Origin of the sequence: Cytobacillus sp. FSL H8-0458, from assembly GCF_038002165.1 — a bacterium.
Taxonomy (GTDB): Bacteria; Bacillota; Bacilli; order Bacillales; family Cytobacillaceae; genus Cytobacillus.
Genome location: NZ_JBBOBR010000001.1, coordinates 3,071,287 through 3,089,275, shown reverse-complemented (window position 1 = coordinate 3,089,275; position 17,989 = coordinate 3,071,287). Strand labels below are relative to the sequence as shown.

The following is a 17,989-nucleotide window of genomic DNA, read 5'->3' as shown; positions in this document are numbered from 1 at the left end:
GCTAGGGCTCCAAAATAAATGGAAATTTTTCACTTGAATAAATGATATATTAAAATTTCTATTTTATAATATGGGAGAGGTGGTATGGGAATGAAGCTTACAGCAGAACAGGTTTTACAAGCAATTGAAGAAATGGATAGCGGCGAACGAATTAAGTTACTTAACGAATTGTTTTACCTTTACTACAATAACAGAAGCCTTCCTAGAATGGATGGGATGATCGAGCTTAATGCTCGATTTTTTTTAATTATTTTCTATCATGCTTTACACTTTCTTTTTCCTCGATATAAGTTACTCCGAGAGATAAAAAACACTTTTGGAGGTAAATTAACATGATGGATGTAAAAAAAGAAAGATTTAATGCGAGAGGGATTACATTATCCGACATGAGAAGGGCACACAAAAATATAGTAGAACGAAACTATAATTACGAGGTGAATCTAAATACATTGTACCAATTGCGGTCATTAATTAATGATGAAGTTCGTACGGCTGAAGATAAAAAGGAAGCATTTTATAAAGCAATGCTAAGACATGATAGAAGAGTATTTAAAAGACCGGAAGATAAGGAACCCATTATTATTGGCGGTCAACCAATTTATATTTACTTAGATGTTCTAAGGAAAATTAAATCTTTAGGCGGAACTGAGTTTGATGAATACTGGAGTGATGATCGAGCATAATGCTCGGTCTTTTTTTATATAAAATCATTATTTTATTTATATAATTTTTAACGAAAAAAGTAACCACCCCTTACCGCACCCGACCAGATAATGTAAGGTAGTTGGTTACTTTTTTCCTGTAGCTGGCGATTACTTTGCTATTGGAAAGCCGCTGCTTCATGCAAGACAGTAAAGCAATAAATATTGTTTGTGAGCCAATATTTACTTACTGTAATGAATATACTAAATTTTCCATCTTGCTACAAACATTGTATCTCTCAAAATGAAATCATTATTTTTTCTCCATTTGATTTACGTATTTGTTTCTCTTGATATAAAGAGTGTGAGAGAGAAATAAAGTACTCGGAGGTTGATTATGAACGGAAAAATCGTAATAAAATTTGAAAGAATTGATAGGCTGAAAAAAGATTTTACTCAAATTTCGAATAATGTTTTTTATCTCTTAAAAGGTAAAGCAACAGTATATATGGTTTATTGTTACTTAAACCATAGATATAACACAAACATGAATTTTGCTTTTCCATCTATATCAACAATACAACAAGATTTGGGCATAGGAAGTAATAAAACCGTTGTAACAGCGATAGAACTACTGGAGCAAAAAAAATTAATTAAAGTTATTCGTCAAAAAACTAGCTCAAATAAAAATGCAGTAAATAAATATATTGTTTATTTTCCGGTTGCTATTAATGCTCTTACAAAAGAAGAAGAACAACTTGCACCTGATGAGTTCATTGAAGTGATCGCTTTATAGCGGTCTTCTTTTTTGCACATTCCAAGTGTAAAAAATACACTTTGATAGTGTAAAAAATACACTTCGATAGTGTAAAAAGTAAACTCTATTAATACTTAATTAATAATATTTAATTATAAAAATTTATTTATTTCGCAACAAAACGTTGTTTTATTGCGAAGGTTTTTAATTTAATTTAACTGTAAAAAGTGTCTAGGAAGCACTACTTGTATATATTATATATGAGAGGTAAAAAAGTTGTTTATTTAAGCAATATTTTGTTACAAAAATACAAGTTGTATATATTATATATGAGAGGGTTATTTAGTTACTCCGATTACTAAGTAGCTCTTTCACCCCCTTTCTGTAGTTGGGTTATTAAAGGTTTAGCTAAGCTTTTAATTCATTGTTCGGATAAAGAACCTCCACGTACTTCGTCGAACTTTGAACATGGCCAAGTTTATTTCCATTTGCTTGGCTTCTCTTCTTTATAAAATTTGTCATTCGGAGCTACCTTTATGGTAGCTACTAATATTATGGAACTTGCAGAATGAGTTCTATTTTCCAATCGATTTTTTCTTTTTGGAGAGGCGTATCCTTCGGGGTACGTCTCTTTCTTTTTGCCATTTTTCAGGTTTGCTTTGGTAAGCAAACTCATTTTATACGGAGGTGCACGAGATTATGAAAATGGAGTTGCGATTTCAAGGCACTAAATTAAGTGCTAATAAAGATGATTCATTAACAGTCTCTGGTTATGTGAACAAAACAGGACAACTAAGTGAAGTTCTTGGATCAACAAAAAAATTCGTTGAAAAAATTGCTAAAGGTGCTTTTACCCAGGCTATTAAGAATGCAAAAGAAATCGACTTTCTTGCAGAGCATGATTCAAAAAAAATCTTATCTTCTACTCGAAATAGAAGTTTAAAACTTCGAGAAGACAGTCAAGGTCTGTACATGGAAGCAACAATCGTTCCTACAAGTTATGGAACAGATGCGTATGAACTTATCAAATCTGGAATCTTTCAAAACATGAGTTTCGGATTTCGTACAATTCGTGATTCATGGAAAGCTCTTGGAAATGGTCTTCATGAGAAAACTATTGAGGAAATGGAATTACTTGAAGTTTCCGTTGTGAAAAATCCAGCATACAGCCAATCAACTATTGCAGCTCGTGGTATCAACTTGATCGAAAAAGTTGAGATTCCGAGTTTAGCAGAATACAAAATTGAAGAGGAGAAACACACAATGGAAAAAACAGAATTTAGATACGGAAGTTATAAGAATGAAGTAGAGTTTCAAAAAGTAACAGAAATTCGAGAGTTCAACGAGAGCTTTCGGAACTTACAGCTTACATCTGGTAATGAAGCGGTTATTCCTCAAGCAGTAGCTGACTTGATCGTTGAAAAGTTAGAAGAAACATCACCTGTTTTCGCTCGTGCCCGTAAGATTCCATCTGCAAGTGGTTCAGTAAAGATTCCAAGAGAAACTGCTGTTGGAGTTGGTATGTTCGTTGGAGAATCGCAGAACTTATCTGAAGAGGCAATGTCTTTAGGCGAGGTGGCTTTAAATCAAAAACGAGCCGGTGCTTATATGGCCCTTACAAATCAGCTAATTAATGACGCTGCAACTAATATGGCTGAATATGTTCCAAACTTACTTGCAAAACGGACATTTAAAGCAATCGAAAAATCAATCCTTCGTGGTACTTCTGCGGAAGAATTCCGAGGAATTGTTCCAGATGCTACTATTGGTAAATTTGATTTATCACTGGCTGCTACAAATGATCAGCTATTAGATGTGTTATTAGACATGACGCTTAATATCCATCCTGAGTATCTTCAAAAGTTTCAATTCATTATGTCAAGACCATTCTACAACCGAGTAGCAAAGCTACGTGATGCTTCAGGTCATTTTTATGTGCAGAACGGATTTGTTAATGGCAAACCACATTATACTTTATTTGGATTAGAAGTAGTCATTACTGATTCTTTGGCTGCTGGTGATACAATTGGTCAAACACCTGTTTTGCTTGGAAGTTTAGAAGATGGTTACGCAGTAATGGTTAAACAAGGTCCAAAAATGAGGATGGTTCAAGATACGGACCATGCACTACGTGGTTCAGTTGGCTTCTTATTTGATGTATATCTTGATGGCGCAGTCTACAATCCAGATGCCTTAACTAAGTTAACAGTAATTGCTTAACTAAAACTATTTATGTGAAAACATTCACATGTTCGGAGAGTAGATTATTTTGCTCTCTTTTTTTACATTTTTAAGTGAAAGAGGTAGTTTAGATGTCGAAGATAACCGGGATGAAATGTAAGGTATATATTGAAGATGCTTCAACAGGAAAGATTTTAGCTGGACAGCGTAATGCAACCCTTTCTCGCTCAGCTGAATCTATTGATGCAACTTCAAAAGATACAGAAGGTTTTTGGAAAGAATCATTAGCTGGTTTTAAAGAATGGAGTATTGATTGTGATGGAGCATTTGTTCAAGATGATGCTGCTTACAGTATATTAGAAACTAAATTCATTAATAGTGAGAATGTTAATGTATATATTGAGTTACTTTCTGGTACGAAATATAAGGGCAATACAACTATTACTGATTTTTCATTAGAGATGCCTTATGACGATTTAGTAACATACAGCATTTCTCTTCAAGGTAGTGGAGCATTGATTGTCGAAGAAGTAGCACCGTTTTAATTAAGTTTAGGAGGACTAAGAGTAGTGAAGGCTCTTAGTTCTTTTTATTTTCATTATTAAATAGAAAGGAGATAGTTAAATGAGTGAGAAGTTGTTCTACTTAAAACAGGTTCGTGAAGATATAGGAGAAGAGCAATTTAGATTCGCTGCAGCTTCTATTGTTGCTAAACACTTTACTGAACTAATGAAGAACAAAGGGAAGAAGCTCGATAGAATGAAGTTGTTAGATCGTGTGAATCTAACTCTCTGTAACTTGAGTTGCTCTGAAGTAAGTTATGGATTTGTTAGAAGTTACTACTAAGTGATTCATCTTAATGAATCTATTCCTCCAGACATAGCGCCTAGCTCAGCCACAGTACCGCCTACCTTCCAAACAAAAAACGTCAAAACAACCATAATAACGAGGGGAGGTTTGTTTTTGGTGTTCGTCCCAATTGGCCCAAATGGAGTTGAATGTAATTACCTGCACTTAATAGATTATTAATTAATAGATACAATATTTCGCCAAATAATATCATAAAATGTAAAAATTTTCATAAATTGAGTGAACATTGTAGTAAAATAAATATAAATAAAGATTTGATCTAAGGGAGATATTTATGTATTTACATAGTTTGAAATTATGGAATTGGCGAAAGTATGGAGAAAAAGAAAACAGTCAACCCGGCCTTGAAGTTGAGTTTAATAAAGGATTAAATGTATTAGTTGGTGAAAATGATTCCGGGAAAACAGCAATAATTGATGCTATAAAATTGATTTTAGGTACAAATAGTAATGATTTAAACTGGATAACAGAAGAAGATTTCTTTAATGGAGCAAATACCTTAAAAATAGAATGCATTTTTAGGGAATTATCAAAAGACGAAGAGTCCTACTTTTTTGAATGGCTTTCATTTACTAAGGATGAATCACATTTAAGGATAGTGATGGAAGTTGAATATTTCATTGATTTAAATGGGCATAAAAAGTTAAAGAAGAGCACAAAAGCCGGGGATTTAAACGTGGAAAGTTCAATTGACGATGAAATAAGACAGTTACTTTCAGTAACTTATTTAAAACCTCTTCGAGATGCTGAGGTAGAGCTTAATTCTGGCAAAAAGTCACGAATAGCACAAATAATTAGAAGTTTAAAAGAGTTTTCATCAGAAGATAATGACGAGCAAAAGGCAATTATAGGGGATTTTGAAAATGCATTTGATACTCTAAAAACAGTTTTAAAAACCCCAGTATTAGAGAAAATCGGTACTACACTCGAAGAGTTTTTTGTGAAAAATAGTAATAAAAACCCTGAAATTAGAAATAAAAGCATGTCATTCATTGAAATATTAAGGAAATTAGAATTGTCTATTGGTGAAGTTGGAACAGGTCTAGGAAGTTCTAATTTACTGTTCATGGCTGCAGAATTACTTTTATTAAGTGAAGGTGAAATAGGACCGAAATTAGCTTTGGTTGAGGAGGTAGAAGCACATATTCATCCTCAAGCACAATTGAGGTTAATTAAATATTTTGAGAAAAGAAGTGATGAAAAAGAGATGCAATATATTTTTTCATCTCATAGTACCACTTTAGCTTCTTCTATCTTATTAGAAAATATTATTTTCATTTACAATTCGAATGCATATCCTATGAGAAAAGGTCTTACCTTATTGGAAGCTGATGATTATAGTTTTTTAGAAAGATTTCTAGATGCTACTAAAGCAAACATGTTTTTCGCTCAGGGAATAATTTTTGTTGAAGGTGATGCAGAAAATCTTTTGTTACCTTCAATTGCAGAATTAATAGGAAGACCGTTACACAGATACGGAGTGTCAATTATCAATGTAGGGTCTTTGGCATTCAAACGTTACTCATCTATCTTTCTAAGAAGGGATGAACATCATCCGCTTAATTTCCCTGTTTCTATCATTACAGATTTAGACTTGAAGCCTCAAGCCTTTTATCAGTTGCCATGCTACTTTTTAGTAGATGATACTACCAATAATGCAATCATTGAGCTTTATGGAATCGAAGAATGTAATAAAGATTTAAATGGATGCTATATAAATTTTACTGATTTTCAAGAAAAACTAAAAAAGGTTTATGAGGTTAATCAAATTAATAAAGAATTAGTAGAAATAATTGAACCGCTATCAGGGGCACAATATTATAAAGTGTTAGAAGCAAGAGAAGAATCTTTGAAAGAGAAATTTTTCGACCATAGAGAGCAGACCCGTCTCTTTGTATCAAATCCATGGACACTAGAATATGCAATTGCAAAAAGTTGTTTTTCTAAAGAATTTCAAAAAATTGTAGTTGATTCACATTACACTGAAAAAAGCTTTAAAACCAAGCAATTAAAACTATGGGAAAATATCATGGATGAAGAAGAATTAGCAGTAAATATTTATAAATTTATCTTGGAAAAGAAGGTATCAAAATCAATAATTGCCCAAAACTTCGCAGAATATCTTTCCCGCAACAGGGAAGATGCTATTAAAAAAGTGAGTCAGGACAATCAATTAAGTTATTTAGTCAGTGCTATTCTTCATGTAACAGGTGGTGTACGCGGATGGAATTTACCAATTTAGATTATAAAAGAATAGAAGATGCACTGCTTAATGGGTTAAAACTAAATAAATTACAAAAAGAATTTATAGAGCTTTTTGAAACTAAAACAATAATAGCAGGACCAGGAACAGGAAAGACAACTTCTCTAGCAGCTAAAATTGCCCTTATGTTAATAGATTTAAATAGAAACAATAAAAATGAAGGTATTTGCATCATTACGCACACTAATGTAGCTGTTAATGAAATAAATAACGCATTACAAAAGGCCGGAGTGGGAAAAATAAAACATCCACACTTTATTGGAACAATCCATGAGTTTTTCAATAAATTCTGTGTTTTACCTTTATTTAAGATAGCGTTTAAAAATAACAATTTACATTTTCCAGATAAAAATCAACCTGATCATAATAATATTGATACATACATCTCACTACTTTCAAGGAAATACAGGTGGATGGATGAAGGAGTCAAAAAATCAATTGCAAGGAGGATAGATAGCAGTAATCTCATAATAAATACAGAAGAAAGAAGAATTGATATAGAAAATACAAATAACTGGGATAAGTTCGATAAATACAAAGATGATATGTTACGTTTTAAGATTAAGAGAAAATCCCAAGGCTATATTACTCATAGTGATACCTTTTTATTTTCAGAGTACTTTTTGTTTAATAAACGAATGGTTGAAATACTTAGAAATAGATTTAAATATGTTTTTATTGATGAGTTCCAGGACACTAATAAACATGGGGAAAGATTACTCGACAACCTTTTCAAAACAGATAAAAATATAATTCAAAAAATAGGTGATCCTTTTCAAACCATAGGGTTTGGGGAAGTCATGCCCGAGATAAAAAAGGACGACATATTTAGACTAAATATTTCTAACAGGTTTGGAAGTGCACTTGGTAACCAATTAAACATCATTATTCCTGAAGCACAAATAGAGACAAAAGAAGAAATTTCTTCTTTCAATCCGATATTGTTAGCTTACAATAATCCCGAAAGTGTAGGTTTAGCATATAATAGAATTATTGAAAAACTATCAAAAGAGTCACTTACCTTTAATAGCAATAAGAAAAGAGATAGCATACTTGTATTAAGAAAAGACACTACGAAGAAGTACTTTAATATCGAGTATAAAGAAGATAAGAAGAAGAAGAAAGATTCCATTGTTTCAGAATTAAAAAAGCTAATTGTTAAATTTATACATAAAAAAATAATGGAAGTTGAAATTGATCAGACTATTGAGGTTAGGAAATGGATATTAAGCCACAGAAATATCCCTGAGATAAACTCATTATTGGTAGATGTATTAAAAAACGGTTTAAATGATACATTAACTATAAAAATTAGAGATGAAATAAACTGTTTGTTAAAAGAGAGGGCAATTACAGAAATTAAAAGAAATAATAAGCTTTTCAAAGATATTGAAGAGATTGTTAATAAAACCCTTAATACTGAGGATCAAAATTATATAGAAAACCAAATATCTACTATTCACTCAGTAAAGGGTGAAACTCATCGATCTGTTTTATTACTCGATTTTGAAAAGAAACCACTTACAAAAATTCTTATGAATAGATATTTAAGTCCCGATATAGAAGAAGATATTGACTTTATAAATAGAAATTTACTTTATGTTGCTATGAGTAGACCTACCCATCTATTTATATATGCTATCAATGAAGAAGAATTAACAGATGAAATCAAAACTAAGTTCATAGACCAATATTGGGACATTAAATATGTGCAAGAATTTATTTAAGATATAGAAAATAAAATATTAATTTTATCCAACTGCATCTATCAATTAGGTGTAGTTTTTTATATAAAATGAGAATTTTATTTTAAAACCTTAAAGGACCTCGTTAGTGTATTATTAAAATAGAACGTAAAATAGAGAGTATATCAAAGGATGAATATAATGGTAATTACAAATGATTATAAATGTAATGTTTGTAATAGCGTTACTCGTATAAGAGTGCAGCTAGGTTGGTTAGAAAATTATCCAGTAAGAATTAAATGTGGCAGTTGTAATATTTCATTATTCGGCAATGTCTATTTAGACCAACAAAACGCAGGATATTCTATTAAATTAAAAAATGCAACTCCTTTAGAGGATATTGGAAATCCGGCATATTTAATTGAAGTTTCTGGAGAACTACTAACTGAAAAAATGCGCCCATATTCTGAAGATGAAGATACATTTCTCACTCCTTTTTTTAAAAATGGTTTATTTTCTATGGGAGAAAATATTGGAGAATTTAAAAAAAGTACAATGCATTTTCTACATAAAATTGAAAATGACTGGCCTACTGTAAAACGAATTAATGAGCTATGGTTAAATGGAAATCATACATATTTACCTAAAGAAATTCATAAATTATTAGATAAAGCAAAATTCCCAGCAGATAACGAGTATGAATTATTAAGAGCAATTCATGTCTTGAATTTCTTGTTTACTAATAATTTTGCTCGTAATTATTTTAAAGAAATTACTACCCATATATTTAATGAGTTTCGAAATATTAATCATAGTAGCCAATTAATCTTATTGGCAAAACATTTCGAAAGCCATTTGAATGATTATGAAAAAAAGATTTTCGGAATTATCAATAAGTTTGTTGAGAAATTCCACATGTTTATACCAATTTACGGATTAGACTTTTATTCAGAAAAAAATCACAAAGAAGATGTGATTAAGAAATTAGGATTAACAACTGTTGATTTTGAAGACATTAAGGATTTTTATATAGATACTTTTGAGGATATAGGAGATATTTTAAATTTAGTCGTTGCATATAATAATTTGAAACATCGAGCAGATTTTAAAAAGATGAAGGAAAATGTAATCAAAGAAATTCAAAGCATTGAAGATTATATGAAAATGCATAAAAAAGGAAGAAAATTAGAATTTATTAATGGTGAAGAAAGCTTTGACAAAATATTTGTTTCCAAAGTTGATAATAGATTACGAAATGCAATAGGTCATAGAAGTTATACTTATGATGTTATTACACAAGAGATAATTTACTATCCTTCTGGCGAACTGAAAAAGGGTACCTCCGAAAGTTTATATTTAACAGAGTTTGTACTTGAATGTTTTCAGTTAATGAGATCGTGTATTGGACTTGCAGAGATAGTTTATCAAACCCGTAAGCATATGTGTGTCAATCAAGGTATTATACCTAGAACTTTACAAGATTACTATCCATCATCTAACCGACCTAAGAACAAAAAACAACCGAATAAAAAGAAAACTATAAAGAAAATATCGAAAAAAGCTCGTCAAAAAAATAGAACAAGGTAAGCTAAAAGGACCTAAACGCTCCTTTTATTGTTTAATAAAATATTGATTTTATATATAACAAATATATGATAAATAAAAAGACAAAGGGTTTCCGGAATCCCTTTGTCTTTGTTTATTTATTTATTTAACTAATGCGATGATCGCAGTAAATAGAATTACCACGAAAGTCATGCCTTGAAGAACTAGAGAAAGAACTTCGTTTTTCATTTACTAAACCCCCTTTTAAAAATTAATAGGGAGTATAAGCGCTTATACTATTTTATGTTAGCTTCAAATTATATTCATTTTTAACTATTCATCATTTAACTATTCGTCTTTTAACTATTCATCATTTAACTATTCATCATTTAACTATTCATCATTTAACTATTCATCATTTAACTATTCGTCTTTTAACTATTCATCATTTAACTATTCATCATTTAACTATTCATCATTTAACTATTCATCATTTAACTATTCATCATTTAACTATTCATCATTTAACTATTCATCATTTAACTATTCATCATTTAACTATTCGTCTTTTAACTATTCGTCTTTTAACTATTCGTCTTTTAACTATTCATCTTTTAACTATTTACACTTATACCCGCTTATTTAATACCTATGCATCTTTTTATATTCAATGGCTGAATATAAATTAATATGCACTGAATATATCATATAGGAAGGAAGGGATTATGTAAAGAATATTTCTATTTGTTAGTAAATTCAGTATGCTACATATACGAAAGGATAGGGTTTAAAATAAGGTGCCTAAAATGAGTACTGTTTTAAAGTATTTTATACACAATATCTTGTTCGTTTTTTCTTAATTGCAATTTGTTTTTGCTCATCTATAAACTTGTTAACGCACCATTCAGAACAAAACTTTTCTCCATGTATCTTTACATGATGATTTTGAGCTACCCAATATCCTTCATGCTCTTTGGTTGAAATTTCACTTAAACAATTAGCACATTTAATTGTATAATTCCTTTTTAAATCTTTTCTAAATGGCCTGTTAATGTGAGGTCCTTCCTCAAAAATTTCAAAATCATGATTAACATCATAAATAACTTGGTCTAACGTTCGTTCTTTGTATTCCTCTTCACTGATCTTCTTATAGGCAATTGTAAGCCCATCAATTAGTTCTTGAACCTCTTCTAAAGTTAATTCTTCATGCAGGCCATTAAATACTTGGATGCCACCAGATTCATTATCTTTAAAGAAGTTATAAAATGCTCTTCTTTGTTTATCTATATCCTTTTCTGTGAAATATCTCATTCAAATTCCCCCTAATAACAATTTAATAATTCCATTTTACATTTATCATTTCGTTGATATAAGGTTTTTGAGGTGATTTTCTTGTATCCAACTAAAGAAGAATTAGTTAAGCATTTGTCTTATAAAATGACCAATCAAGATATAGCTCGGTTATACGGCATTTCTTTTCAAAAAGTAATTCAACTAATTAAGAAAAATAAATTGATTCCAAGTGAACTAAGGAAGGTAAAGAAGTATGTAGTATATGAGCATTGGTACAACGGAGAAGTTATTTATGTTGGAAGTGGAGTCTGGTACAGGTGTCGAAGATATACTAATAGAAGAAACAAGGTACACGTTCAACTTATGACAGAAGAAAAAATTGAATATCGGTTTGTTGGAGAATATGATCTATTGGAAGATGCACGAATACATGAAGCTATCTTAATCCAAAAGTATAAGAAAATTGGGCAGGCTAGATTCAATAAAAAAATGGAAAAGCTTGACCAAATTGAAGTGTAAAGGCATAATTTGAAGTAGTCGTGTTACCCAAGAATTAAAGAAATTCCAACAAACGTTGGGGTTATTGATTCTATAAGCTAAATGATTCGTAGTGGGACTCAAAATCGTGTTCCTTCTGGAGTGTCGGTTCGACCCCGACCACCGGTATCTGAAGAAAAGGGTTTCCCATTTGGGAAACCTTTTTTTGTGTCTAAAAATTATATCCCTGGGAAATTTGACGGACATTTATCATCCCAACAGGGTTCCGGACGGTTCAGAAGGTGGTTTCGAAAAAGGGTTCTGAACTGTTCGGAAGGCTGCTATGAAACAAGGATAAGACGATTGACCCTTTCAAAAAGTCAAAATATTGCACCATTTAGTCAATCCAGTCACCTATTTATGCAAGCGGTTTCAAATATAATGTAGGAAAGCGTTTGCAGGAAATGAGGGGGGCGGTGAAGAGAGTTGGAGACAAAGATTGAGATCGGGGAACCGGCAATGAAGTCAGAGGTTAAAACAGTTTCCAGGAAAAAAGCAAATTTGAAAAAGATCTTAACATACCTTGCTTTTGTAGGGCCAGCATTAATTTTTTTCCTGGTGATACAGATCATTCCTTTCCTGATGGGGATATATTATTCGTTTACTTCCTGGAATGGCGTCAGTTCTATGGTTGAGTGGGTTGGGCTGGAAAATTATATAAAGATTTTCAAGAATGATCCTAAGTTTTTTGATTCCTTTATGTTTACTACTAAATTTATGTTAGCTTCGGTTATTATTAGTAATTTACTAGGGTTTGGGCTTGCTTTATTATTGAACGCAGCCTTGAAGTCCAGGAATTTATTGAGGACTGTGTTTTTCATTCCGAATGTTATCGGGGGATTATTGCTTGGATTCATCTGGCAGTTTATTTTTGTAAAAGGGTTTGCTGCAATTGGAAATCTAACGGATCTTTCGGTTTTTAAGCTTCCATGGCTTGGAGATGAGACAACAGCATTCTGGGGCATTGTGATTGTGTTTGCCTGGCAGATCAGCGGATATATGATGGTGATTTATATTGCAGCACTGCAGGGTGTTGATCAGACACTGCTGGAGGCGGCAAGAATCGATGGAGCTTCAAGCTGGACACTGCTGACAAAAATAATCATTCCGCTTATTTTACCGGCATTCACGATTTGTTTCTTTTTAACGATATCCATGGCGTTTAAGATTTTTGACCTGAATATTTCACTCACAGGCGGAGGGCCATTTAATTCGACACAATCTGTTGCGATTAATATTTATCAAGAAGCATTCCAGAATAACCGGTATGGTCTTGGTACAGCGAAATCCATTTTATTCTTTCTTGTGGTAGCTATTTTTACAACGGTTCAGGTGATGATGACGAAGAAAAGGGAGGTTGAGGCATAATGAATCCCAGATATACAAAGGTTACGTTTCTGCTGGAGATCATCGGAATCGTATTAGGAATCATATTCCTCATTCCTTTTTACTTCGTGCTTATTAATTCTGTAAAAGGCTTTGCGGATATTCTGATTGATGCTGCAGCCTGGCCGCAGGAATTTTTATTCTCCAATTATCTGAAGGTATGGGATATCATTAATTTCCCGCGGGCCTTCTGGAATTCGCTTATAATAACGGTAATCAGCAATATTGGACTGGTTGTCATCAGTTCTATGGCTGCCTGGAAGATGGTCAGGACTCCGGGGAAATTCAGCAAAATCCTGTTTGTATTATTTGTATCTGCAATGGTTATTCCATTTCAGACAGTCATGATCCCTCTGATGAAACTTGGAGGCACGCTGAATCTGACAAACAGCATACCGGGTCTCATCATTATGTACTTTGGCTTTGGAGTACCATTATCGCTTTTCCTTTATCACGGCTTTATTAAAACAGTTCCAATCGAGATCGAAGAATCAGCGAGAATTGATGGGTGCAGCCAGTTTGGCGTCTTTTGGAGGATTGTTTTTCCGCTTCTGAAGCCAATTACTGTAACAGTTGTTATTTTAAATACATTATGGATCTGGAATGACTATCTGCTTCCGCTTCTGGTGCTTCAGGATGCAGAGCTTAGGACGATTCCTTTGGCCACAAGCTCATTCTTTGCACAATATACTAAGCAGTGGGATATGGGACTGGCTGCCCTTGTGATGGGCATTACTCCGGTCGTAATTTTCTTCCTTTTCCTGCAGAGACATATTATAAAAGGCATTGCACAAGGCTCCATTAAGTAGTGGTAGAGACTTTTGCATCCAAAGAGGCTGTGAAAGTTTATATAAAATTATTCAGGGGGGAAACAAAATGAAACGCTTTGCTCTATTACTGCTTTCATTGGTTCTGATGGCAGGCATTATGGCGGGCTGTTCTTCTTCCAGCTCTTCAGGGGATGAAAAGCCTAAGGATGATTCAAAGAATGGTGATGAAGTGGTAACACTGAACATGTTCCAATTTAAAGTGGAGATTGCCGATCAGCTTCAGGAAATGATTGGCGAATTTGAAAAAGAGCATCCAAATATTAAAATAAAGCTTGAGTCTGTTGGAGGCGGAGCTGATTATGGTGCCGCATTAAAAGCGAAGTTTGCATCCGGCGAACAGCCTGACATTTTTAACAATGGCGGATTTAAGGAATTGGAGCTTTGGAAAGAGCATCTTGCTGACCTTTCAAATGAGCCGTGGGCAGAGCATGTGCTTCCAATTGGTAAGGTTCCAACGACCGATACAGATGGCAAGCTTTATGGAATGCCGGTAAATCTGGAAGGATACGGTTTTATTTATAACAAGGATTTATTTGAAGAAGCGGGAATTACTGAACCGCCTAATACGATTTCAGAATTGAAGGATGCTGCTAAAAAGCTTAAAGATAAAGGAATTACCCCTTTCTCTGCCGGTTACGGTGAGTGGTGGGTCATTGGGCAGCATTTATTAAACATTCCATTTGCACAGCAGGAGGATCCTGTTGCATTTATTGAAGGCTTATATAGCGGATCTGAAAAGTTAACCGGCAATGATAAATTTAAAGAGTTTAAAGAAGTTCTTGATACTGAAATTAACTTTGGAAATGACAATCCGTTAACAACTGATTACAATACGCAAGTTACACTATTTGCTTCCGGCAAAACAGCTATGCTTCAGCAGGGCAACTGGACGGAGAACATGATTCTTGAAATTGACCCTGACATTAATATGGGATTCCTTCCAATTCCGCTGACTGATGAAGAAGCTGATGCAGACCGATTACCGGTAGGCGTGCCAAACAACTGGGTTCTTAACAAAAACTCTGAGCATCTTGAAGAAGCCAAGTTATTCCTTGACTGGATGGTTTCATCCGAAACAGGCAAGCGTTATATCACAGAAGAGTTTGCTTTCATTCCAGCCTTTGACAATATTGAGCCAACCGGTTTAGGGCCACTTGGAAAGCATATTCTTGAGTATTCTAAGGCAGAGAAAACGATTCCTTGGACGTGGTTCAGATGGCCGGATGGTGCAAACAAAGAGTTTGCTGCAACAATCCAGGAATATGCTGCAGGAAAGATTGACTATGATACGGTTGTTGAACGCTTCCAGGCATCCTGGGATAATTTGAAATAAATTTGGTAAAACGGGAAGCATGTCTGCGGAAGATATGCTTTCTGTTTTCCCTGTGAGATCCCATAGAAAAAAAGCATCCCCAAAAAGGGAAGTTGCTTTATACTATTGTAAAAGAGATAGCAGCGGGGGAAGCAGATGTTCAAAAAAAGCATTAGGAATAAACTGATCGTTCTATTAATGGTAGCCACGATTGTTCCATTTGGGGCGTCCATTATCATCACTTACTACCATACAGCGGAATCATTGAAAGACCAGGCCATTAAAGAAAATAGCAACCTTTTATATCAAGGAAAAGTGAACCTGGAGGGATACATAAATGAACTGGACGGGTTGACACTATCTCTCTACAATAATCCAGGTTTAATAAACTTTCTAAAAGATCCCAGGAAGGAAAATAATTATCAGGCTGTTGAAGCTGTAAGAAATGTAATTTCTACCATCCTGTATGCTGAGGAAAATATCAAACGAGTTAATATTGCTGTTGCCAAGGAAGATCGGCTCATAACAGCCTCCCGCCGCTCTGCTGTTGTTTTTTCAAAGAGGCTGACAAATGCCAATCAGGAATATTACGAAAAAGCGAAAGAAAGTCCAAACAATATGTTTCTTGAGCCCATTCATAAGATAAAGGATCCTGATGACAAAAAGCCTAAAAATGTCATTACGCTGCACAGGTCTTTAATCAATATTCCATCAGATGATCTATTGGCCTATATCTCATTGGAGTTTTCCCCGGATCAAATAACCAATATCAGCCGTAATCTTTATTCAGGGGATAATGAAGAATTCTATATTATATCTCCTGAAGGTGACATGATCTATCGTTCAACGGATGAAGCTGGTAACGGAGATAAAACGTCTGATTGGATTGATTGGGTGATAGGGACAAATAAAGAAAATGGCACGGTTGAATGGGAGGAAGATGCATTCAGCGGTGTAATGATATATGATCAATTATCGCAAAATTCAGGCGGCTGGTATCTTGTTAAGCGAGTCCCATATACCACTTTATATGAAAGTGCATTCAGTGTGGCGAAGATCAATATCATGTTTGGCGTAATGGGGCTGTGCCTGGTTATTCTCGCCACACTATTTATTTCTGTCAGAATTACCTCTCCCATCAGAATTCTCCTGAAAAATATCGATCAAGTTGAAAAGGGGAATCTTGATGTCCGTTTTAAATCTTTCGGCAATGATGAGATTGGTTATCTAGGTGATCGATTCAGGCAAATGATCGATAAAATTAATGATCTGATTAATAGGGAGTATAAGCTTCAGCTTGAAAACAGGACCAATCAGCTTAAGGTTCTGCAGTCCCAGGTTAATCCTCATTTTTTATACAATGCATTGCAGTCAATAGGAACAGCGGCCTTGAAAAATCAGGGTCCGCAAATTTATTCATCTGTTACCCGTCTTTCAAAAATCATGAGGTACAGCATGAATATGGAGGAGGGTATGGTTCCTCTTCAAAAAGAAATTGAACATACCAAGGCCTATCTCCTGCTGCAAAAGGAACGGTTCGGTGATCAGCTTCAGTTCAATTTTCAGCTTGATGAAGAAGCCATGGGGTTTCCTGTACCAAAAATGATTTTGCAGCCTTTAGTGGAGAATTACTTTAAACACGGCTTTGATGCACGCGAAAAAACTGGAGAGGTTAAAATAACCTGCAGACAGGATGAATTTTATCTGGATATCCTTATTGAGGATAATGGCACTGGTGTTTCGGAGAGCAGGCTGGAGGAAATTCGAATGCATTTGATGAATGACAGGATAGGGCAAAAGGGAGAGTTAATGAATATCGGACTGAAGAATGTTTATGTCCGGTTAAGACTTTATTATGGCAGCCGGGCTTATCTGCAGATTAAGAACCTTGAGCAGGGCGGACTGCTGGTTTCTATTAAACTTCCAAAAAAGATGGAAGGTGGAAAAGATGAAAGCAATTATTGTGGATGATGAACAGCATGTGCGGGAAGGCTTAATGCTTCTGGGAGATTGGAGCCGCTTTGGGATTGACACGATCATGGAGGCGGCAGATGGTAATGAGGCCATAAAGCTGATTAAAGAGCATCGCCCTGAAATCATATTCACAGATATGAGCATGCCAAAGAGAGATGGCATAAGCCTTTTAAAATGGATACATTCTTCAGATCTATCCAGTAAGACGATTGTTGTCAGCGGATATGATGATTTCGACTATATGAGAAATGCCATCTGTTACAAAAGCTTTGATTATATCTTGAAGCCTATCGATCCGGACATATTGAATGAAACCCTGGAGAAAGCCATTACTGAATGGAAGCAGCAAAATTCTCCAGTAGAATGCCAGCAGGAGCAAAACAGGGAGATGAATGTGATCCAGCAAATAGAACAGTTTCTGCTGGAAAGCTATAACAAAGATATTAACCTGCAGGAAATTGCAGACAGATTTTATTTAAGCAGGGAGTACATCTCCAGGAAGTTTAAACAGGAATATCAGGCTACTATTACAGATTTTATAACGAATGTCCGAATGACTAAGGCCAAGGAGCTTTTGCAGAACCATAAACTGAAAATCTATGAAATTGCTTTCCAGGTTGGCTATCAGGATGAAAAGTATTTTAGCAAAGTCTTTAAAAAGACAGAGGGAATTTCTCCAAATGAATATAGAAGTTTGAATTAAGAAGGAGGAAGA

16 protein-coding genes are annotated in these 17,989 nt (G+C 34.1%); 15 read left to right on the top strand and 1 reads right to left on the bottom strand.

Annotation, left to right across the window (positions count from 1 at the left end; genetic code table 11):
• Nucleotides 1-90 precede the first annotated feature (90 nt).
• The 9 genes from NYE23_RS15100 to NYE23_RS15060 all read left to right on the top strand — a co-directional run bounded on the left by NYE23_RS15100 (nt 91) and on the right by NYE23_RS15060 (nt 9,984).
• Complete coding sequence (locus NYE23_RS15100; protein ID WP_341079029.1) at nt 91-336, top strand: hypothetical protein; 246 nt, start codon at nt 91-93, stop codon at nt 334-336.
• A complete protein-coding gene (locus NYE23_RS15095; RefSeq protein WP_341079028.1) occupies nt 333-683 on the top strand; it encodes a hypothetical protein in 351 nt (116 codons plus the stop codon). The genes NYE23_RS15100 and NYE23_RS15095 overlap by 4 nt, the downstream gene beginning before the upstream one ends.
• Nucleotides 684-1,038: 355 nt before the next feature.
• Complete coding sequence (locus NYE23_RS15090; RefSeq protein ID WP_341079027.1) at nt 1,039-1,437, top strand: helix-turn-helix domain-containing protein; 399 nt, start codon at nt 1,039-1,041, stop codon at nt 1,435-1,437.
• 660 nt (nt 1,438-2,097) lie between these two features.
• Nucleotides 2,098-3,618, top strand: coding sequence for a phage major capsid protein (locus NYE23_RS15085; RefSeq protein ID WP_341079026.1), 1,521 nt, complete (start codon nt 2,098-2,100; stop codon nt 3,616-3,618).
• A gap of 92 nt (nt 3,619-3,710) precedes the next feature.
• A complete protein-coding gene (locus NYE23_RS15080) occupies nt 3,711-4,124 on the top strand; it encodes a phage major tail protein, TP901-1 family (RefSeq protein ID WP_341079025.1) in 414 nt (137 codons plus the stop codon).
• A gap of 79 nt (nt 4,125-4,203) precedes the next feature.
• On the top strand, nt 4,204-4,425 hold the full coding sequence (locus NYE23_RS15075; RefSeq protein ID WP_341079024.1) for a hypothetical protein: 222 nt from the start codon (nt 4,204-4,206) through the stop codon (nt 4,423-4,425).
• Nucleotides 4,426-4,723: 298 nt separating this feature from the next.
• Nucleotides 4,724-6,691 carry an ATP-dependent nuclease gene (locus NYE23_RS15070; RefSeq protein ID WP_341079023.1) on the top strand — a complete coding sequence of 656 codons (1,968 nt, stop codon included), beginning with the start codon at nt 4,724-4,726 and terminating at the stop codon, nt 6,689-6,691.
• Nucleotides 6,673-8,439 (top strand): UvrD-helicase domain-containing protein, encoded by a 1,767-nt coding sequence (locus NYE23_RS15065; protein ID WP_341079022.1) that lies wholly within the window; start codon nt 6,673-6,675, stop codon nt 8,437-8,439. The genes NYE23_RS15070 and NYE23_RS15065 overlap by 19 nt, the downstream gene beginning before the upstream one ends.
• A gap of 159 nt (nt 8,440-8,598) precedes the next feature.
• On the top strand, nt 8,599-9,984 hold the full coding sequence (locus NYE23_RS15060) for a metal-binding protein (RefSeq protein ID WP_341079021.1): 1,386 nt from the start codon (nt 8,599-8,601) through the stop codon (nt 9,982-9,984).
• A 786-nt stretch (nt 9,985-10,770) separates the two neighbouring features.
• Here the strand turns inward: NYE23_RS15060 and NYE23_RS15055 are convergent.
• Nucleotides 10,771-11,253: a hypothetical protein gene (locus NYE23_RS15055; RefSeq protein WP_341079019.1), complete on the bottom strand. Its 483-nt coding sequence runs from the start codon at nt 11,251-11,253 to the stop codon at nt 10,771-10,773.
• A gap of 81 nt (nt 11,254-11,334) precedes the next feature.
• Between NYE23_RS15055 and NYE23_RS15050 the strand changes: the two genes are divergently transcribed.
• The 6 genes from NYE23_RS15050 to NYE23_RS15025 all read left to right on the top strand — a co-directional run bounded on the left by NYE23_RS15050 (nt 11,335) and on the right by NYE23_RS15025 (nt 17,977).
• Entirely contained in the window at nt 11,335-11,754 is a 420-nt protein-coding gene (locus NYE23_RS15050) for a hypothetical protein (protein ID WP_341079017.1), read from the top strand.
• Nucleotides 11,755-12,198: 444 nt separating this feature from the next.
• Nucleotides 12,199-13,140 (top strand): carbohydrate ABC transporter permease, encoded by a 942-nt coding sequence (locus NYE23_RS15045; protein WP_341079016.1) that lies wholly within the window; start codon nt 12,199-12,201, stop codon nt 13,138-13,140.
• Entirely contained in the window at nt 13,140-13,967 is an 828-nt protein-coding gene (locus NYE23_RS15040) for a carbohydrate ABC transporter permease (RefSeq protein WP_341079014.1), read from the top strand. Before NYE23_RS15045 ends, NYE23_RS15040 begins: the two co-directional genes overlap by 1 nt.
• 67 nt (nt 13,968-14,034) lie before the next feature.
• Complete coding sequence (locus tag NYE23_RS15035) at nt 14,035-15,321, top strand: ABC transporter substrate-binding protein (RefSeq protein WP_341079013.1); 1,287 nt, start codon at nt 14,035-14,037, stop codon at nt 15,319-15,321.
• A gap of 135 nt (nt 15,322-15,456) precedes the next feature.
• On the top strand, nt 15,457-17,271 hold the full coding sequence (locus tag NYE23_RS15030) for a sensor histidine kinase (RefSeq protein WP_341079011.1): 1,815 nt from the start codon (nt 15,457-15,459) through the stop codon (nt 17,269-17,271).
• A complete protein-coding gene (locus tag NYE23_RS15025; protein ID WP_341079010.1) occupies nt 17,249-17,977 on the top strand; it encodes a response regulator transcription factor in 729 nt (242 codons plus the stop codon). Before NYE23_RS15030 ends, NYE23_RS15025 begins: the two co-directional genes overlap by 23 nt.
• Nucleotides 17,978-17,989 lie beyond the last annotated feature (12 nt).